18 protein-coding genes and 2 pseudogenes are annotated in these 19,353 nt (G+C 62.3%); 9 read left to right on the forward strand and 11 right to left on the reverse strand.

The annotated features are described in order from the left end of the window. Positions 1-270: 270 nt before the first annotated feature. Complete coding sequence (locus K3762_RS13655; RefSeq protein ID WP_132444373.1) at positions 271-1,902, reverse strand: SulP family inorganic anion transporter; 1,632 nt, start codon at positions 1,900-1,902, stop codon at positions 271-273. Positions 1,903-2,191: 289 nt separating this feature from the next. On the opposite strand from K3762_RS13655, the gene K3762_RS13660 reads away from it, so the two are divergent. Continuing rightward, on the forward strand, positions 2,192-3,064 hold the full coding sequence (locus K3762_RS13660) for an S-methyl-5'-thioadenosine phosphorylase (protein WP_120351624.1): 873 nt from the start codon (positions 2,192-2,194) through the stop codon (positions 3,062-3,064). Positions 3,065-3,232: 168 nt separating this feature from the next. Next, positions 3,233-3,763, forward strand: coding sequence for an adenine phosphoribosyltransferase (locus K3762_RS13665; protein WP_067939895.1), 531 nt, complete (start codon positions 3,233-3,235; stop codon positions 3,761-3,763). Here K3762_RS13665 and K3762_RS13670 read toward each other — a convergent pair. The 10 genes from K3762_RS13670 to coxB form a co-directional block, all read right to left on the reverse strand. Then, positions 3,760-5,175 (reverse strand): FAD-binding oxidoreductase, encoded by a 1,416-nt coding sequence (locus tag K3762_RS13670; RefSeq protein ID WP_132444372.1) that lies wholly within the window; start codon positions 5,173-5,175, stop codon positions 3,760-3,762. The genes K3762_RS13665 and K3762_RS13670 overlap by 4 nt on opposite strands. A gap of 144 nt (positions 5,176-5,319) precedes the next feature. Then, a complete protein-coding gene (locus tag K3762_RS13675) occupies positions 5,320-5,904 on the reverse strand; it encodes a GNAT family N-acetyltransferase (protein WP_260009990.1) in 585 nt (194 codons plus the stop codon). Beyond that, positions 5,904-7,166, reverse strand: coding sequence for a pitrilysin family protein (locus tag K3762_RS13680; protein ID WP_120351626.1), 1,263 nt, complete (start codon positions 7,164-7,166; stop codon positions 5,904-5,906). Before K3762_RS13680 ends, K3762_RS13675 begins: the two co-directional genes overlap by 1 nt. Further along, positions 7,163-8,551: a threonine synthase gene (thrC, locus tag K3762_RS13685; RefSeq protein ID WP_120351627.1), complete on the reverse strand. Its 1,389-nt coding sequence runs from the start codon at positions 8,549-8,551 to the stop codon at positions 7,163-7,165. The genes K3762_RS13680 and thrC overlap by 4 nt, the downstream gene beginning before the upstream one ends. A 4-nt stretch (positions 8,552-8,555) precedes the next feature. Continuing rightward, the gene (locus K3762_RS13690) at positions 8,556-9,242 is read right to left on the reverse strand and encodes an SURF1 family protein (RefSeq protein WP_260009993.1); all 687 of its coding nucleotides are present in this window, start codon (positions 9,240-9,242) and stop codon (positions 8,556-8,558) included. 95 nt (positions 9,243-9,337) lie between these two features. Next, entirely contained in the window at positions 9,338-10,144 is an 807-nt protein-coding gene (locus K3762_RS13695; RefSeq protein ID WP_120351629.1) for a cytochrome c oxidase subunit 3, read from the reverse strand. A gap of 35 nt (positions 10,145-10,179) precedes the next feature. Next, positions 10,180-10,755 carry a cytochrome c oxidase assembly protein gene (locus tag K3762_RS13700; protein WP_132444369.1) on the reverse strand — a complete coding sequence of 192 codons (576 nt, stop codon included), beginning with the start codon at positions 10,753-10,755 and terminating at the stop codon, positions 10,180-10,182. Further along, positions 10,755-10,922 (reverse strand): cytochrome C oxidase assembly protein, encoded by a 168-nt coding sequence (locus K3762_RS13705; RefSeq protein ID WP_120351631.1) that lies wholly within the window; start codon positions 10,920-10,922, stop codon positions 10,755-10,757. The genes K3762_RS13700 and K3762_RS13705 overlap by 1 nt, the downstream gene beginning before the upstream one ends. Then, the gene (gene cyoE / locus K3762_RS13710; RefSeq protein ID WP_067939903.1) at positions 10,922-11,857 is read right to left on the reverse strand and encodes a heme o synthase; all 936 of its coding nucleotides are present in this window, start codon (positions 11,855-11,857) and stop codon (positions 10,922-10,924) included. The genes K3762_RS13705 and cyoE overlap by 1 nt, the downstream gene beginning before the upstream one ends. Before the next feature lie 53 nt (positions 11,858-11,910). After that, positions 11,911-12,828 (reverse strand): cytochrome c oxidase subunit II, encoded by a 918-nt coding sequence (coxB, locus tag K3762_RS13715; RefSeq protein WP_260009997.1) that lies wholly within the window; start codon positions 12,826-12,828, stop codon positions 11,911-11,913. Positions 12,829-13,045: 217 nt separating this feature from the next. On the opposite strand from coxB, the pseudogene tldD reads away from it, so the two are divergent. The 7 genes and pseudogenes from tldD (at position 13,046) to K3762_RS13750 (ending at position 19,345) form a co-directional block, all read left to right on the forward strand. Beyond that, positions 13,046-14,438 (forward strand): annotated as a pseudogene (gene tldD / locus K3762_RS13720) (metalloprotease TldD). Between the two features lie 183 nt (positions 14,439-14,621). Beyond that, positions 14,622-14,843: a hypothetical protein gene (locus K3762_RS13725; protein ID WP_260009999.1), complete on the forward strand. Its 222-nt coding sequence runs from the start codon at positions 14,622-14,624 to the stop codon at positions 14,841-14,843. A gap of 64 nt (positions 14,844-14,907) precedes the next feature. Continuing rightward, positions 14,908-15,036: pseudogene (locus tag K3762_RS13730) on the forward strand (DNA-processing protein DprA); the annotation flags it as partial. A gap of 76 nt (positions 15,037-15,112) precedes the next feature. Further along, positions 15,113-15,583 carry a DNA-protecting protein DprA gene (locus K3762_RS13735; protein WP_260010001.1) on the forward strand — a complete coding sequence of 157 codons (471 nt, stop codon included), beginning with the start codon at positions 15,113-15,115 and terminating at the stop codon, positions 15,581-15,583. Next, positions 15,580-15,678 carry a hypothetical protein gene (locus tag K3762_RS13740; RefSeq protein WP_260010003.1) on the forward strand — a complete coding sequence of 33 codons (99 nt, stop codon included), beginning with the start codon at positions 15,580-15,582 and terminating at the stop codon, positions 15,676-15,678. The genes K3762_RS13735 and K3762_RS13740 overlap by 4 nt, the downstream gene beginning before the upstream one ends. A gap of 255 nt (positions 15,679-15,933) precedes the next feature. Further along, positions 15,934-18,606: a type I DNA topoisomerase gene (gene topA, locus K3762_RS13745; RefSeq protein ID WP_260010005.1), complete on the forward strand. Its 2,673-nt coding sequence runs from the start codon at positions 15,934-15,936 to the stop codon at positions 18,604-18,606. Positions 18,607-18,757: 151 nt separating this feature from the next. Further along, complete coding sequence (locus K3762_RS13750; protein WP_067935999.1) at positions 18,758-19,345, forward strand: L,D-transpeptidase; 588 nt, start codon at positions 18,758-18,760, stop codon at positions 19,343-19,345. Positions 19,346-19,353 lie beyond the last annotated feature (8 nt).

Consider the following 19,353-nt stretch of genomic DNA (forward strand, 5'->3'; position numbering starts at 1 on the left):
GGGTGGGCGATCTAACGTCGCCTTTGGCCCTTTATGGCTCAGCCATGATGTGCGTTCGCGGAGTCCGCCGAAGCCTCACCAAATCGCCTACCCGGTCGCACCAAAGATGCGCCATGATTGACGGCATGGCTTTGGCGTGACGGGCGAGCAGGCGATGGACCGGCACTTGTGGCTTGATCACGGGCCGGGGTGGCAATCTTATCCAAGTGAATTTGGACTAGCGTGTAAGGCTAGAAAAAACCCGGCACCTCATGATGCCGGGTTTTCTATTCAGTGCCCGCCCAGAACCCCGGTGCGCACGTCGTAATCAACCGCCAGTTCATAATCAGGGTCGTCATCGCTATCGACCATCAGATGCCCCGCCTTGGTCAGCAACCGGTGACAATCGCGGCTCAGGTGACGCAACTGCAGACGCTTGCCCGCCGCCTCGTATTTCGCGGCTATCGCCTCGATCGCCTGTAGCGCGGATTGATCCACCACCCGGCTGTCGGCGAAATCGACGATCACCACCTCGGGGTCGTTCTCCACGTCGAACAGCTCGGCAAAGCCATCGGACGAGCCGAAGAACAGCGGGCCGTGGATCTCATAGACCTTGGCGCCCTCTTCGGTCACCGACCCCCGCGTGGTCGCATGGATACGGCGCGCGTTGTTCCACGCATAGGCCAGCGCCGAGACGATCACGCCGACGACCACCGCCACGGCGAGGTCTTCCATCACGGTCACCACCGTCACCAGAATGATGACGAAGGCATCGATCAGCGGCACTTTCCGCAGGATGGTGAGCGAGTTCCAAGCGAAGGTGCCGATCACCACCATGAACATCACGCCAACGAGGGCGGCAAGCGGGATAAGTTCAATCACCGAGGAACCAACGAGGATGAAAAGCAGCAAGAACACTGCCGCCGCGATCCCGGCAACACGGGTGCGACCACCGGATTTCACGTTGATCATCGACTGACCGATCATCGCGCAGCCGCCCATGCCACCGAAGAAACCGGTGACCGTGTTGGCCACACCTTGGGCGATGCACTCTTGGCTGGCGCCGCCGCGCTTGCCGGTAAGATCACCCACAAGGTTCAGTGTCAGCAAGCTTTCGATCAGGCCAATGGCGGCGAGGATCACGGCATAGGGCAAGATGATCTCAAAGGTTTCCCAAGTGAGCGGCACCATGGGGATATGCAGGCTCGGCAGGCCGCCTTGGATCGAAGCCAGATCGCCCACCCGCGGCACGTCGAGGCCGAAACCGATCACCAGAGCGGCAATCACCCCGATGCCCGCAAGCGGCGCGGGGATCAGTTTGGTGATGCGCGGGGTGATCCAGATGATCGCCATGGTTGCCGCCACCAGCGCCAGCATCAGGTAGAGCGGCTGGCCCGAAAGCCATTCGCCACCGCCCATGCCGTGGCCGGTATCGACCATGGTGCCGGGCACTTTGAACTGGCTCATCTGGGCAAGGAAAATCACGATCGCCAGACCGTTGACGAAGCCCAGCATCACCGGATGCGGCACCAGCCGGATGAACTTGCCCCACTGCATGACCCCTGCGAAGATCTGCAAAAGCCCCATCAGCACCACGGTGGCAAAGAGGTATTCAACCCCATGCTGCGCCACCAAGGCCACCATGACCACCGCCAGCGCGCCTGTGGCGCCCGAGATCATACCCGGCCGACCACCGATCAGCGCGGTGATGAGACCAACGAGGAAGGCAGCATAAAGTCCGACCAGAGGGTGTACCCCGGCAACAAAAGCAAAAGCCACCGCTTCGGGCACCAAGGCCAGCGCCACGGTCAGCCCCGACAGCAATTCGATGCGCAGCCGCCCGATGGAGAAACCGTCATCCGGCATCCAACGCAGATCGGTCACATCAAGGTTCTTGGCAAAATTGTGCAGCGTGGCGCGCATGGGGGCGTCCTTTGACTTTCGGAAAACGGATATAGCGCCCTGACCGCGGATGCGGGGCGCTTTTGGCTGCATCTAGAGGAATTTCGCCGCGAAGAAAAGCGTATTGCCTCCCCTCGGGCAGAGTTTGCTGCAATGCAGAAACACTTTGGAGGACCGAGTAAGCGGCGCAGGACCGCCCCCCCCCTGACGCAGACGTGTCGCGTCTCGTGGCAAAAACACTTGATCCCCGTGGCATTCTATGAGGTTCTTTGGGCCTTACCGGCAACCATCCAAGGCACAGGCTCCCTCCATGACAGATACGAAAATCGCCGTGATCGGCGGCTCCGGCATTTACGACATCGACGGGCTTCAGGATGCCGATTGGGTCACGGTTGAGACTCCTTGGGGCGCGCCGTCGGATCAGGTGCTGACCGGAACGCTGAACGGGGTCGCCATGGTCTTTCTGCCGCGCCATGGCCGGGGGCATGTGCATACGCCGACCTCTGTCCCCTACCGCGCGAATATCGACGCGCTCAAGCGATTGGGCTGTACGGATGTGATCAGCGTTTCCGCCTGCGGGTCGTTCCGCGAGGAGATGGCACCGGGGGATTTCGTGGTCGTCGATCAGTTCATCGACCGCACCATGGCCCGCGAGAAAAGCTTTTTCGGCCCCGGCTGCGTGGCCCATGTCTCTGTCGCCCATCCCACCTGCCCGCGGTTAAGCGACGCCTGCGAGACCGCCGCGCGGGACGCGGGCATTAACGTGCACCGTGGCGGCACCTATCTGGCAATGGAGGGGCCGCAGTTCTCGACATTGGCGGAATCGAAAATGTACCGCGAAAGCTGGGGCGCGGATGTGATCGGCATGACCAATATGCCCGAGGCAAAGCTCGCCCGCGAGGCCGAGCTTTGCTATGCGAGCGTGGCGATGATCACTGATTACGACAGTTGGCACCCCGACCATGGCGAGGTGGATGTGACGCAGATCATCGCCACGCTGATGGGTAATGCTGACAAGGGCCGCGCCATGGTTTCGCGGCTGCCCGCGCTTTTGGGTGCCGAGCGCGCGCCCTGCCCGCATGGCTGTGACCGGGCGCTGGAGTTTGCGATCCTGACCCAGCCGGATGCGCGCGATCCGGAGTTGCTGGCCAAGCTGGATGCGGTGGCGGGGCGGATGCTTTGACCGCGGGCAGCGGCCCTGCTTGGCTGAGTGCGGACGGTATTTAAGAAAGGATGAAGGGAGGGGGGTTGGCGCCCCTTTCTGGATGTTGTGCGGCGGGCGCAGATGGGGGGTTCGCCCGGGCGGCGCGTTGCGCTAAGACGGGTCCGGTCAAACACGCGGAAGGGCGGCATGAAACAGGTTCAGGATTATATTCGCACGATCGTAGATTTCCCCCATGAGGGAATCATGTTTCGTGACGTGACAACGCTTTTTGCCGATCCGCGCGGGTTTCGCATGGCGATCGACCAGATGCTGCATCCCTATGCGGGGATCAACATCGACAAGGTGGTCGGGTTGGAAGCGCGCGGTTTCATCCTTGGCGGGGCGATTGCGCATCAATTGAGCGTGGGTTTTGTGCCGATCCGCAAGAAGGGCAAGCTGCCCGGCACGGTGATCAGTCAAGAATATAAGCTTGAATATGGCGAGGCCATTGTTGAGCTGCATGACGATGCGATCAAGCCGGGCGAGAAGGTTTTGGTTGTGGACGATCTGCTGGCCACGGGTGGTACGGCGGAGGCCGGGATCAAACTGATTGAGCGTTTGGGGGGTGAGATCGTCTCTTGCGCCTTTATCATTGATCTGCCCGAATTGGGCGGGCGCAAGCGTTTGGAAGCGCTTGGCAAAGAGGTCCATGCGCTTTGCGCTTTCGACGGGCTTTAACCGCGTAGGACGGCACCGGGGTTCATGATGCCCTTGGGGTCGAGGGCCGTTTTGATCGCCCGCATGGCGGCGAGCTTGGCGGGGTCGCCGTAGCGTTCGAGGTCATCGACCTTGACGCGGCCCACGCCATGTTCCGCGCTGAATGACCCGCCGAGTTCATGGACGAGATCGTGGACCAGACCTTTCACATCATCGCGTTGATCTTCGTAATCGGCGCGGGTTTTGCCCTTTGCGGGGAAGACGTTGTAATGCAGGTTGCCGTCTCCGACATGGCCGAAGCAGTTGATGCGGAAATCGCCGAGGGCGTTCAGTGCTTTGGTGGCGCGGGTGATGAATTCGGGGATTGCGCCGAGGGGCACCGAGATGTCGTGGCTGGAGACCGAGCCGATCAGGCGGTTGGCCTCTGGGATGGTTTCGCGGATCGTCCAGAAATCTTGGGCCTGCTGGGCGTTTTGGGCGATGAGACCGTCCGAGACGAGACCTGCGTCGAGGGCGGCGGCGAAGAGTGTCTCTAGCGCGGCGTGGGTATCGATCTCTCCGGGGGTGCCGATGTCGATCAAGACGCTCCATTGCGGGGTTTCGGCGAAGGGTTGGCGGATGTTGGGCAGGGTTTCGTAAAGGAAATCGAAACCTCTGCGGTGCATCAGTTCGAAAGCGCTGATCATTTCGCCCAAGTGGTCCCGCGCGAGGGAGAGAAGCGTCAGCGCCGCCGCTGGGCTTTCGACGACCATCAACGCGGTGCCACTGCGGGCCGGGCGCGCGTAGAGTTTGAGGGCGGCGGCGGTGATCACGCCGAGCGTGCCTTCGGCGCCGATCAACAGGTTGCGCAGATCGTAGCCGGTGTTGTTTTTGCGTAGGCGCGTGAGGCCGTGCCAAATCTGGCCGTCGGGCAGGACGGCTTCGAGACCGAGGCAAAGGTCGCGGGCATTGCCGTAGCGCAGCACGCCGGTGCCGCCTGCGTTGGTCGAGAGTGTGCCGCCGATGCGCGCCGTCCCTTCGGCGGCGAGGGACAGGGGGAAGAGGCGGTTTGCCTCTTCGGCGGCGGCTTGGACATCGGCGAGGATGACGCCCGCTTCGGCGACCAGTACGTTCTCTTCGGGCAGCACGGCACGGATGCGGTTCATGCGCTCAAGAGAGAGGATCAGCGGTGCAGGGCCATCGCTGCTGATCTGCCCGCCGACAAGGCCGGTACCGCCGCCATAGGGCACCACCGGCACGCGGGCGGCATGGGCCGCGCGGATCAGGGTGGCGACCTCTTCGGTGCTGCGCGGCAGGGCCAGCACACCGCCCTGCCCGGCGTAGCGGCCTCGGGGTTCTTCGAGGTAGCGCTGTTCGGGCTTGCGCAGCACGTCGTCGGGCAGTTGTGCGCGCAGGGTATCGGTGAAGGCTGTGTCGGCGGGGTTCAGTGTCATGGTCCTTAGATCCTGCGCAGCGCAGGAGGATGCAAGGGCAAAGCGTATGAACAGTCGGTGCGGATGCTTGATGGGGATGGGGGAGTGTTCCCCCTGTGTGAACCCTGCGGGACCAGGGGGACGTTTCGGACAGCGCCCGGAGACCTAGCCGACATCCGTGCGGCCGCGCCGATCTTTACGGAGGGAGGCATAGAGCACATGGGTCCGCCAGCGGCCATCGATTTGCAAATAGCTTTGCGCGACGCCCTCATATTTAAAGCCAGCCTTCTCTAGCAACCCGCGGGAGGCTTGGTTTTCCGGCAGGCAGGCGGCTTCGATGCGAGACAAGTCAAGCCGGGTGAAGGCCTGATGCACCGTCGCCTCTATCGCCTCGCGCATGTAGCCTTGGCGGGCGAAGGGTTCGCCCGTCCAATAGCCGAGCGTGCCGGATTGCGCGGGGCCGCGGCGGATGTTGTCGAGCGTGATGGCGCCGACGAGGTTTTGATCGCTGCGGCGGATCAGGAAGAGTGGCATGGCGTTGCCCGAAGACACCGAGCGCTGCGCCCAGTAGACGCGGTTGGTGAAAGCCTTGCGGGTCAAGTGGTCCTCGGCCCATGTCGGCTCCCACTGGCGCAGGTAGTCGTTGCTGGCGCGGCGCAGGGCGGACCAGGCGCGGAAATCGGCATGGATCGGCGGACGCAGGGTCAGCCGTTCCGTTTCGATCCGCAGTTTGCGTCGCCCCAGCAGCATCAGGCGGCGCGTCTGCTGTGAAGCTCGTCGAGCGTTGGTGCGCTGTCGACCGGGCCGTAGAGGGCCAATGCCGCCGGAGCTTGGGTCGCCATGCGCTCGGCGAAATCGCGCACATCGCCGGTGGTGACGGCGTCGATCTGGGCCACGGTCTCTTCGAGGGGCGGAACGCGGTCCCAGATTTGGATGAGGCGGGCCAGACGTTCGGCGCGGTTCGAGGGGCTTTCCAGCCCCATCAGCAGCCCGGCTTTCATCTGGGCGCGGGCGCGGGCGACTTCGGCGGGGGACATGTCAGAGGCCGCGCGCTTCATCTCGTCAATGGTGATGTTTGCCAGTTCGGGCAATTGCTCGGCGCTGGTGCCGGCGTAAATCGTGGTCATCCCGGTGTCGGCATAGGCGCCTGCTTGGGCAAAGATCGTGTAGCAGAGGCCGCGGTTTTCGCGGATCTCTTGAAACAGGCGCGAAGACATGCCGCCGCCCAAGGCAGAGGCGTAGATTTGGGCGATGTAGATGTCATCCGAGCGGTAGCCGGGGCTTTCAAAGCCAAGGGCGAAATGGGCCTGTTCAAGCTGTTTGACCTGTCGGAACTCGCCGCCGCCGAAACGGGCGCTGTCGATCTGGTAGAGCTTTTTCGAGGGCATGTCGCCAAAGAGGCTTTCGGCCAGTTTTACGATCTTGTCGTGGTCCACGGCACCGGCAGCCGAGAGGATCATCTGCTCGGGGCCGTAGTGGTCCGCGATGAAGCGTTGCAGATCGTCGCGCGAGAAGGCCGAGACACGTTCGGACGGGCCGAGGATGGTGCGGCCGATGGGTTGATCTGGATAGGCCTGCTCTTGGAGCCAGTCAAAGATCACGTCGTCGGGGGTGTCGAGCGCTTGGCCGATCTCTTGCAAGATCACGCCACGTTCGACTTCGACTTCTGAGGGGTCCAGCACCGGATTGCGCAGGATGTCGGCGATCACATCGAGGCCAAGCGCCACGTCGTTTTCCAGCACGCGGGCGTAATAGGCGGTAACTTCGCGCGAGGTATAGGCGTTGATATAGCCGCCCACGTCTTCGATCGCTTCGGCGATTTGCAGCGACGAACGGGTGGCGGTGCCCTTGAAGGCCATGTGTTCAAGGAAATGCGCGATGCCGTTTTGCTGCGGCGTTTCGTGCCGTGCGCCTGCGTTCACCCAGACGCCGATGGCGGAGGAGGCGAGCCCCTCCATATGTTCGGTGACGATCCGGAAGCCGTTGGGCAATGTGGTCTGTTGGAGGCTCACGCGGGGAGGTTTCCTTTGATATGCGCTTTCAGCGCGTCGAGGTCATTGGGCAGCCGGGTGAAACGTTCTTCCCGGTCGAAAAGGTCCGCCATGCGCGGCGGCAGGGGCGGGCGAATGCCGGTGGCGGCTTCCACCGCGTCGGGGAATTTGGCCGGATGCGCGGTGGCCAGCGTGACCATCGGGGTGGCCGGATCGCGCAGCTCATCTGCGACTTTCACGCCAACGGCGGAATGTGGGCAGAGCAGCTCGCCCGTGGTGCGGCGGCGGTCGGTGATGGTGGCACTGGTTTCTTCTTCCGAGGCGCGGCCCGAGCGGTAGGTGTCTTGCAGCGCCTGCATGGCGCCTTGGGAGACATCGAAACCGCCCTGCCCCAATTCGTCCATCAGTTGCGCCACGGCCCCGGCGTCGCGGTCGTATGCATCAAAAAGGGCGCGTTCGAAATTGGACGAGACTTGGATGTCCATCGAGGGGCTGATTGAGGGGGTTACGCCGCCTTTGTGGTAGCCTTGGCCTGAGAGACAGCGGTGCAGGATGTCGTTTTGGTTGGTGGCGACGACCAGATCGGCAATGGGCAGGCCCATGCGTTTGGCGATGTAGCCAGCAAAGATGTCACCGAAGTTGCCGGTGGGCACGGTGAAGCTGATTTCGCGGCCCGGTGCGCCGAGGCTGGTAGCGGCTGTGAAGTAGTAAACCACCTGCGCCAGCACCCTGCCCCAGTTGATCGAGTTCACCCCTGCCAGCCGCACGGAATCGCGGAAGTCGAAATCGTTGAACATGTCTTTCAGGCGCGCTTGGCAGTCGTCGAAATCGCCATCGATGGCCAGCGCGTGGACGTTGGACTCCGCTGGCGTGGTCATCTGGCGGCGCTGCACGTCAGACACCCGACCATGCGGGTAGAGGATGAAAACATCGACGTTATCAAGCCCCTTGAAGGCTTCGATCGCGGCCGAGCCGGTGTCGCCCGAGGTCGCGCCGACGATGGTCACCCGCTCGCCCTTGCGACCCAGAGCGGCCTGAAACATCTGGCCGATCAACTGCATGGCGAAGTCTTTGAACGCCAATGTCGGGCCGTGGAAGAGTTCCAGCAGGAAGTGGTTCGGAGCCAGTTGCACCAGGGGTGCGCGGGCGGTGTGGCCGAAACCCTCGTAGGCGCGGGCGATGATGGCGCGGAATTCGTCGTCGGTAAACGTGTCGCCGATGAAGGGGCGCATAACCGTAAAGGCGACCTCTTCGTAGCTTTGGCCCTGCATGGCGTTGATTTGCTCAGGCGTAAGCGTCGGGATGGTTTCGGGCACATAGAGCCCGCCGTCACGGGCAAGGCCGGTCAGCATCGCCTCTTCGAAGGACAGGACAGGGGCGGTGCCACGGGTAGAGATATAGCGCATAGGGTCAGTCGACTTTCGGCGTTGCAGGGGCGCGGCGGCGGCGCAGGAAAAGAACGGTCATCGCCAGCCAGATGGCGGCGAGGGAAAACCAGGTGATCGCATATTGCAAGTGATCGTTGGGGATACGGGCGGTATCCACGGGCAGCGGCGTGATCTTGAGGTCCGGCCCGCTGCCGTCGCGGACCACGACGAGGAGCGGCTCGGTGTTGAGCGTGTCAGCCATGACCTCCACATCCCGGGCGAACCAGATGTTGCTTTCGGTGTCGGCTTCGGGCGTGAAACTGTCGACCTCTTGGGGCCATTGCAAGTTGCCGGTCAGGGTGGCGCTGCCCGCGGGGGCGATGGCGTCTTTGTTCGCTGTGGCGGTAAAGCCGAGGTCGACGAGGATGCGGCGGCTACCCTCCAAGGTCATGGGCGCGATGACACGGTAGCCTGCGCCTTTCTGCTTCTGGCTGACCAGCACATGCAGCGCCTCGGCCCCGATCTCTCCGCTGACCGTGACGGGCAGATAGGCGTCGGCTTGTGGGTCAGGATCGCGGGGCAAGGCCACCGGAGCGGCGGTGATCCGGGCGTTGATATCGGCGATGATCGCCTCTTTCCATGCCAGCCGCTGCACCTGCCAGACCCCGAGTGCGACGAGGATGGCTGCCCCGCCAAGGCCGACGATGATGAAGAACAGGCTGCGCCGCATTCGAATCTCTCTGGCTGAAACGACAAACGCGCGAAGAGGGCTTCGCGCGTTTGGGTTTTACGGGTGTGGGGCGCGGATGCAACCCCGCCTTATGTTTAGGGCTGGCCCCACATGTAGACGGCAAAGAAGAGGAACAGCCAGACCACGTCAACGAAGTGCCAGTACCACGCCGCCGCCTCGAAGCCGACGTGGCGTTCGGGGGTGAAGTGGCCGCGCATGGCGCGCAGCAGGCAGACGAAGAGGAAGATCGTGCCGATCACAACGTGGAAGCCGTGGAAGCCGGTCGCCATGAAGAAGCTGGAGAAATACATATCGCCGCCGAAGGTCCAATCGTCATGGACCAGCAGTTCGTAGTATTCGTAAGCCTGCAACGCGGTGAAGAGCACGCCGAGGATCACGGCGATGGTCAGGCCCGAGATCAGGTCCTTGCGGTTGTTCTCATGCGCCAGCGCGTGGTGGGCCCATGTCACGGCACAGCCCGACAGCAGCAGCACCAGCGTGTTGATCAGCGGCAGGTGAAAGGCGTCAACCGCGTGGATTTCGGGCTGGACGTACTCTGAGCCGACATACTCATACATCGGGTAAAGGGCCTGTTTGAAGAAGGACCAGAACCACGCGACGAAGAACATGACTTCGGACATGATGAACAGGATGAAGCCATAGCGCAGGCCGATCCGCACCACACCGGTGTGATCGCCCACTTCGCTTTCAGAGACCACTTCGGACCACCATGCGAACATGACGTAAAGTGTGGCGACCAGCCCGCCCAAGAAGACGAAGGGCGTCATTCCGTGCATCCACAGGACGGCGCCCGCCAGCATGGCAAATCCGCCTACCGACCCCAAAAGCGGCCAGGTCGAGGGGGGGAGAATATGGTAGTCGTGGTTTTTTGCATGGGCCATGGTTGCGGGTCCCTCACCTTTGTTTAATCAGGTCGTTAATTCGTTGTTGTGGCGCTGTCCTGATCGAGGGCGGCATAGCCCTCGGGCAGGTCAATTTCGTAGAATGTATAGGACAGAGTGATGGTATGTACAAACTTCCCATCGCGGTCTTCGACCATTTCCGGATCGACGAAGAAGCTTACCGGCATCTGCACGCGCTCGCCCGGTGCCAGCACCTGTTCGGTAAAGCAAAAGCAGTCGATCTTTTCGAAAAACGGCCCGGCGGTATAGGGGGTCACGTTGTAGCTGGCCTGCCCCGCGACGGCGTGGTCGGTGGGGTTATAGGCTTCGTAGAAGGCCAGTCCGGTCTCGCCGATCCGCACTTCCATTTCACGCACCACGGGTTTGAACTCCCACGGCATGCCATCGTTGAGCGAGCCGTCAAAGCGGACCTTGACGGTCTGGTCGAGCACATCCGCGCTGCCTTCCGATACCTGCCCCGGCGTCCCGCCGAAGCCTGTCACGCGGCAGAACCAATCGTAGAAAGGGACAGATGCCCAAGCCAAACCGCCCATCAGCACCACGACACTCACGGTTTGCATTACTGTTTTTTGAGGACCGGAAAGCGCCATTACTGGGTCACCTCACGCTGATTGGCCGGCAGTTCAAAATCCGTTTGCGTGATCTTGACGTAGGTCAGCGCCATGATCAGCACCACGAAGGCACCCAGCATCAGGCCCACGCCGATGTTGCGGCCCCGGCGGCGTTCGTGAAGCTCGTGTTCTGGTCGGATGCCCATTACCAGCCCCCCAATCCAAAGGTGCGCAGGGCCGCTTCGCCCAGAATCGCCCCGAAGTGCAAAAAGAGATAGGCCAGCGACAGGCGGAAGAACTTGCGCTCTTCGGCATAATCGTCCCCCTCAGCCATAACCTCGTCCCGCTTCCAGATGCGGTAAGCGCCCAGCAGGAAGGCGGCGTTCAAGATCAGCGCCACGGCGAAGTAGAAGATGCCACCGATGGCGGTGAAGGCTGTGCCAATGGCCAACGCGGCCAGCAGAACCGTGTAGACGAAGATGTGCAGCCGCGTCGCCGGACGGCCGTGGGTCACGGTCAGCATGGGCACTTTGGCATCGTCGTAGTCAGAGCGCATGAAGAGCGCCAGCGCCCAGAAATGCGGCGGGGTCCACATGAAGATCAGTGCGAACATCAACCATGCCTCGACCGAGAAGCTGCCCGTGGCGGCGACCCAGCCGATCACCGGCGGGAAGGCCCCGGCGGCACCGCCGATGACAATGTTCTGCGGCGTCAAGCGCTTGAGCCACATGGTGTAGAACACGGCGTAGAACAGGATGGTAAAGAGCAGCATCCCCCCCGCCAGAAGGTTGGTCGCCAGACCCAGCATCATCACCGACAGACCCGACAGCGCCACACCGAGGGTCAGCGCCTCTCCGGGTTGGACCCGGCCCGACGGGATCGGACGCCCGCGCGTGCGGCGCATCACCGCGTCGATATCGGCATCCCACCACATGTTGAGCGCGCCCGAGGCGCCGCCGCCGATGGCAATGAACAAGATCGCGCAAAAGCCGATGACGGGATTGACCGAGACCGGTGCGGCCAACAGCCCCACGAAGGCCGTGAAGACGACAAGCGACATGACGCGCGGTTTCAGCAGGGCGAAGTAATCCCCCAGCTGCGCGTCGTATTCACGTGTTGGCGTATTGGTGATGTCAGTCATCCCGAACCTTCCAAGGGTAAACACGGGCCTGCGCCCTGCCCCGTGGCACTGGCTTACTTAGAGGCGACGGTCAGCGGCTGCTCGATGCCAGCATATTCCGCCTTGGCGTTGCCAAGCCATTCCGCATAGGCCTCTTCCGAGACGACTTTGACGGTGATCGGCATATAGGCGTGGGCCTGACCGCAAAGCTCGGAACACTGACCGAAGTAGACGCCTTCCTGTTCGGCGGTGAACCACAGTTCCGCCAAACGGCCCGGCACGCCGTCCTGTTTCACGCCGAAAGCGGGAATGGTCCAAGAGTGGATCACGTCGCTTGCCGTGACCTGCACGACGATGGTCTTGCCCACGGGGATCACCACCGATGTGTCGGTGGCCAGCAGGAAGTCTTCGCGGGCATAGCCTTCGTCTTCGAGCTTGGCGACCATCGCGTCGTTCAACACGAAGGGGGTCACATCTTCGTCGCCGTCACCCAGCGTGGCCGGAGCACCGATCATGTAGCTGTCAAAGGCAATCTCTTCGTCGACATATTCATAGGTCCAGTACCACTGGTTGCCGATGGCCTTGATGGTGATGTCAGCTTCGGGGATTTCCTGCTGGCGGAACAGGATCGGCAGCGAATAGGCACCGATCAGCACAAGGACCAGAATCGGCAGGATCGTCCAAGCGATCTCGATCGGGGTGTGGTGCGTGAAGGACGAGGGGTTCGGGTTCCGCTTTTTGTTGTAACGGATCATGACCCAGATGATCAGACCGGTCACGAAAATGGTGATCAGCGTGATGATCACGAGAATCAGGTAATCCAGATCGTGAATATCCTGCGCCACCCGCGTCACAGCGGGTTGAAAGCCTGTCTCGCCGTCAACAGGTCTGCCGATGACATCAAGCCCGTCAATGCGCAGGCTGTCCTGTGCCAATGCAGGCAGGGCGGCAAGGCTGGTCAAAGACCGGAAAGGGGGAGTAGATGTTTTCATATGTCGTCCTGATCTTGTGACCATTAAGAAGCCGATAAGGCACCCCAAAACCGCTGCTGCGACCCGGTGCCGTTGTAATCCTGGATGCTTACAATCATATTCTGCCTACAAGATAAAGTCACATGCTTGCGTCATAGAGCCGCGCGAGACAGTTTTTGTGACAGCAAGCAAGGATACCCCCAATGAGCCGCGCGCATTTCACCCCCTTCGAGCCGATCTGGACCGAGAAACCGCTCTGAGCGTGCTGCGCGAGGCCGTGGCCGGTGCCGATGACGGGGAATTGTTTCCTCGAACGCCGCCGCTCAGAGGCGCTGGTGTTCGACGACGGACGCCTCAAAACCGCCAGCTACGATGCCGCCGAGGGCTTTTGGCCTGCGCGCCGTGCGCGGTGAGGTGGCAGGCTACGCCCATTCCACCGAACTCAGCGAGGCGTCCCTGCGCCGCGCGGCGGAGACGGCGCGGCTGGCGGTGGGCGATGGCGGCGGCACGTGGGCGATGCCCCGCAGGCCAGCAACAAGCGGTTTATACGGACGAAGACCCGATCGCGGGCCATGCCTTTCCGGTCAAGGTCGATACCCTGCGCGAGATCGACGCCTATGCCCGCAGCCTCGATTCCCGCGTGGTGCAGGTGTAGTGCGACAATCGCGGCCCAGCATTCAGGAGTGTCGAGATCCTCCGCCCTGAGGGCATTCAGTGCGCGACGTGCGCCCGATGACACGGGTCAATGTCTCGGTCATCGTGGAGCAAGACGGTCGCCGCGGAAAGTGGCGGTGTCGGCGGCTGCGGGCGGATTGGGCTTTGATGGCATGCTCGCGCCCGACGACTGGCAGGCCAAGGTCCGCGAAGCCCTCTGCGCATCGCCTGCGTGAACCTAGAGGCCGTCCCTGCTCCGGCGTGGCGTGATGGACGTGGTGCTTGGCCCCGGCTTGGCCCGGCATCCTGCTGCACGAAGCCACGGACACGGGCTTGAGGGCGATTTTAACCGCAAGGGCTCCAGCGCCTTTGCCGGGCTGATGGGCCAACAGATCGCGGCAAAGGGCGTGACCGTGCTGGACGATGCACGATCCCCGACCGGCGCGGCTCGATCTCGGTCGATGACGAGGCACCCCCTCGGCGCGCAATGTGTTGATCGAGGATGGCGTGCTGGTGGGCTATATGCAGGACCGTCAGAACGGGCGGCTGATGGGCGGAGCCTCAACCGGGAACGGACGGCGGCAATCCTATGCCCATATCCCGATGCCGCGCATGACCAACACCTATATGCTAGGCGGCGATGCGGCACCGGAGGACATCGTGGCCGACCTCAAAGATGGGATTTATGCCATCGGATTTGGCGGCCGGTCAGGTCGATATCACCAACGGCAAGTTCGTATTTTCCTGCACCGAGGCCTACCGCGTGCAAAACGGCAAGATTCGGCGCGCCGGTCAAAGGGGCCACGCTGATCGGCGACGGAGCCACGGCGCTGCAGCAGATCCGCGCCATTGGCAATGACCCGACGCTGGACCCCGGAATGGGCAACTGCGGCAAGCAGGGCCAATGGGTGCCGGTGGGCGTGGGCCAGCCGACCCTGATGATCGGCGGGCTGACCGTGGGCGGGGCCGCGACCTGACGACACGTCTGAGTTGAATCGAATGGGTTGGAGAAAATTCATAGGTTGTTAAGCACTAAATCCTATACCTGATTCTGCAACGGACGGAGCTTCGGGATGACTGACAAGGACCTACATCCTTCTTCCACTCACCCCCCACTCCCACCCACCCAGGAAGATGAACAGTTTGCCCGGCTTCGTCTGTTGCGCTCACGCAGGGTGGGCATTTCCACCTACCGGCGTCTGCTGGATGAACATGGCTCTGCGATCAATGCGCTGAACGCCTTGCCCGAAGTGGCGCAGGCCGCAGGCATTTCGAACTATCGCATTTGCCCCGAAGGGGTTGTTCAGGCCGAACTCAATGCCGCCCGCACCGCCGGGGCGCGGCTGCTGGTTCATGGACAGGCGCCCTACCCGACCTATTGAATGATCTCGACGATGCCCGCCCTTTTTTGGGGTGATCGGTGACCCATCCCTCCTCAACCGGCCTATGATTTCATTGGTCGGTGCGCGGAATGCCTCTTCGCTTGGGCTTCGCATGGCACGCACCCTCGCGGCGGAGCTTGGGGAGGCTGGGTTTGTCGTCGTCTCCGGCCTTGCGCGGGGCATCGACGCCGCTGCCCATTCCGCCGCGCTTGCCCATGGCACCATCGCCGTGCAGGCGGGCGGGGTCGACATTATATACCCAAGCGAGAATGCAGAACTGGCGGAACAGATCGCAGCGCAGGGGCTGCGCCTGTCAGAGCAAACCAATGGGGCTGCAACCGATGGCGCGGCATTTCCCACGCCGCAACCGCATCATCTCTGGCCTGAGCCGGGCAACCGTGGTGGTTGAGGCAGCGGCCCGCTCGGGCAGCTTGATCACCGCACGCGATGCATTGGATCAGGGGCGCGACGTGCTGGCGGTGCCCGGCCACCCGATGGACGCGCGCGCGGCGGGCTGCAACATGCTGATCCGCGACGGCGCAGTGCTGGTCCGCTCCGCCGCTGACGTGTTGGAGGTTTTTGCCGGAGCTGGCCACACCGGGCTCCGAAATACCCCGACGCAAGCCCGCCCGCCCCCACTTCGGGCAAAAACGCCTCCGCCAAACCGCGGCCCCGTCGCAAAGCTCCATGCGCAAATCCTCGCCCGCCTCGGCCCCGCCCGGTCGCAGAGGATCAGTTGATCCGCGATCTGCAAGTGCCCAGCAGTGACGTGGCCCCTGCCCTGCTTGATCTTGAGATGGAGGGGGAAATTCAGCGTCAGCCGGGCGGTTGCTAAGCCGTTCCGCCTGACGGCGTCGCACATTTCGTCCCGGCCTGAGCAGAGTTGCGCCGTGGCACCTCGCGAGCAACGCCCCCGACCAAGGCGCTGCCGAAAGCCGCCCGCTAATAGCGGCAATACGGCCCATCTGCCCTGCCAAACCGCTGCGCGCCAAACCCCTCATCCGCAGCAGCCGCATTGACAAACACCCCCGCCATCCCACATGAGACAGCGCAAAGCCGCCCTCATTTTTGATCTAAGGTGCCTGTATTTATGCCCGTCGTCGTTGTCGAATCCCCAGCCAAGGCCAAAACGATCAACAAATATCTGGGCGACGATTACACCGTTCTCGCCTCTTACGGCCACGTCCGGGACTTGCCGCCAAAGGACGGATCGGTCGACACCGACGCCGATTTCGACATGAAATGGGAAGTCGCCTCTGACAGCAAGAAACACGTCAAAGCCATCGCCGACGCGCTGGCCAAAGACAACGCACTGATCCTCGCGACTGACCCCGACCGCGAAGGCGAGGCGATCAGCTGGCACCTGCAAGAGGCGCTGACCAAGCGCAAGTCGATCAAGAAAGACACGCCCGTTAGCCGCGTCGTCTTTAACCAGATCACTAAAAAGGCCGTGACCGAGGCGATGCAGAACCCGCGTCAGGTCGATATGCCGCTGGTCGAGGCCTATCTCGCGCGCCGCGCGCTGGACTATCTGGTAGGGTTCAACCTCTCTCCCGTGCTTTGGCGCAAACTGCCCGGTGCGAAGTCCGCCGGACGTGTGCAATCGGTCACCCTGCGCCTGATCGTTGAGCGCGAGATGGAGATCGAAGCCTTCCGCGCCCGTGAATACTGGTCGGTGAAGGCCCTGCTCGCCACGCCGCGCGGCCAAGAATTCGAAACGCGCCTCGTTTCTCTTGCGGGCAAAAAGCTGGATCGCTTCGATCTGGCCGATGCCACGCAGGCCGAGATGGCCGTGCAGGCGATCACCAGCCGCGCGCTGAAAGTGATGAACGTCGAGGCGAAACCGGCCAGCCGCAACCCCTCGGCACCATTTATGACCTCGACCTTGCAGCAGGAAGCCAGCCGCAAATTCTCCATGGGCGCGCGCCAGACCATGTCGACCGCGCAGCGCCTCTATGAGGCCGGGCACATCACCTACATGCGGACCGACGGCATCGACATGGCGCCCGAAGCGGTGAGCATGGCGCGTGATGCGATCGCTGACCGTTTCGGCGCGGATTACGTGCCGAAAGAGCCGCGCATCTATAAAAACAAAGCGAAAAACGCTCAGGAAGCGCACGAATGTATCCGCCCCACGGATATGACCAAAGACGCGAAGACACTGAAGCTCGATGCCGATCAGGCGAAGCTTTATGACCTGATTTGGAAACGCACGCTGGCCTGCCAGATGGAAAGCGCCCGGCTGGAGCGCACCACGGTTGAGGTCGGCAGCGATGACGGTCAGGTTGGCCTGCGCGCCAATGGTCAGGTCGTGCTGTTCGACGGGTTCTTGCGGGTCTATGAAGAAGGCCGTGATGATGTGGTCGACGAGGACGACAAGCGTCTGCCGCAGATCAGCCAAGGCGACGCGATGGACAAACGCGCCGTCACCCCGGAGCAGCATTTCACCCAGCCGCCGCCGCGCTATACCGAAGCCACGCTGGTTAAACGCATGGAAGAGCTCGGCATCGGCCGCCCCTCGACCTATGCCAGCATCGTCACCACGATTCAGGACCGCGAATATGTTCGCAAGGACGGCAACCGTCTGATCCCCGAGGATAAGGGCCGGCTGGTCACCGCATTTCTCGAAAACTACTTCCGCCGCTACATCGGCTATGATTTCACCGCCGATCTCGAAGACCAGCTTGATAAGGTCAGCGCGGGCGATGCCGCCTATAAGGAAGTGCTGCGTCGCTTCTGGCGTGATTTCTCGGCGGCGATTGCAGAAACATCCGAGTTGCGCATCACCGAGGTCTTGGAAAAGATCAATGAGGTGCTCGAGCCCCATCTTTTCCCGCCGACCGAAGACGGTGGCGACCCCCGGCTTTGCCCCAATTGCGAAATTGGCCGCCTGTCGATGCGCACGGCCCGTTCGGGCGGCGCCTTTATCGGCTGCTCGAACTACCCCGAATGCCGTTACACACGCCCCTTTGGCCCGCCCGATCCGGAGGCCGAAGCCTCGGCCATTCCGCCTGATGGCAAGCTTTTGGGTGAGGATCAGGGCGACGAAATCCGCGTTTTCAAGGGCCGTTTCGGGCCTTACGTCCAGCGCGGGCCGGTGACCGAAGAAAACAAAAAACCGCCGCGCCAGTCGATCCCCAAGGATTGGGTGCCCGAGGATTTGACTTTGGAACAGGGCGTGATGCTGCTCTCCCTCCCGCGGGAGATCGGCCCCCACCCCGAGGACGGCGTGATGGTCTGGGCCAACATTGGCCGCTACGGGCCTTACATCAAACATGCCGAAAGCACCTCGGACCGGGGCGGCACCAATGCCAACCTTGAGGGCATCGATGAGGTTTGGACCGTCGGCATGAACCGCGCGGTGCAGCTTTTGGCCGAGAAGGTTGCCAGCCGTGGTGGCCGTGGCAAGGCCGCAAAACCGATCCGCGAGATGGGCGAGCACCCGGATATGGGCGGCGCGGTCAATGTCATGGAAGGCAAATACGGGCCTTACGTGAAGTGGGAAAAGGTCAACGCGACGATCCCGAAAGAGATCGAACCGGCAGACCTGACCATGGAACGCGCGGTCGAGTTGATCGAAGAGAAGCTCGCCAAGTCCCCCGCCAAACGCAAGGCGGCGACCAAGAAGGCACCGGCGAAGAAAGCCGCGGCCAAAAAACCCGCGGCAAAGAAGGCGGCAGCCAAGAAAGCGCCCGCCAAAAAGGCTCCGGCCAAGAAACCCGCCGCGAAGAAGCCGGCGGCGAAAAAGGCCGACAGCGCGTAATTACGCCGCCAGACCACAGCGGCCGCGCCGGGGATCGGCGCGGTTCCGCCTGTGGGCGGCGTTTACATCCAACATCATGAATATGTGATTTGCCATCTCCCTTCGATTTTCCGATCAGGGAGCCGGCAAGACCAATATGAAAGGCAGATAGATGTCAGGCATTAAATTCAGCCGACGTGGCGTGATCGCCGCAAGCGGTGCCGCGTTGCTCACCCCGCAGATCCTGCGCGCGCAGGAATTCGGCCAAGCGGCCCGCGAATTTTCCAACGAAGCCCCTGTTTCACGCAACGCGTCGAGCTTTGCCACGCAGCGCTGGCAAGACCATTTCGACAGCCTCGGCAAAGGCGCTATCGTGGCCGATACCATCAGCCGCGCCCTGCATTATTGGAGCGCCGACGGCCAGACCTATAAGGTTTACCCTACTTCCGTGCCCGCCACCGAAGAGCTCACAAAGCGCGGCTACACCGAGATCGTGCGCAAGAAAGAGGGCCCGGATTGGACCCCGACCGCGTCGATGATGGAACGCTTCCCGCACTACAAATACATGCCGCCCGGCCCCGATAACCCGCTTGGCACCCATGCGATGTATCTCAGCTGGCCCGCCTATATCATCCACGGCACCCATGACACGCGCAAGATCGGGCGACGGTCCTCGGACGGTTGTATTGGTCTCTATAACGAGAAGATCGAAGAGCTTTTCGGCATGTGCCCCGTCGGCACGCAAGTGCGTATCATCTGACCCTTCTG

Source organism: Sulfitobacter sp. W074 (genome assembly GCF_025142275.1).
Taxonomy (GTDB): domain Bacteria; phylum Pseudomonadota; class Alphaproteobacteria; order Rhodobacterales; family Rhodobacteraceae; genus Sulfitobacter; species Sulfitobacter profundi.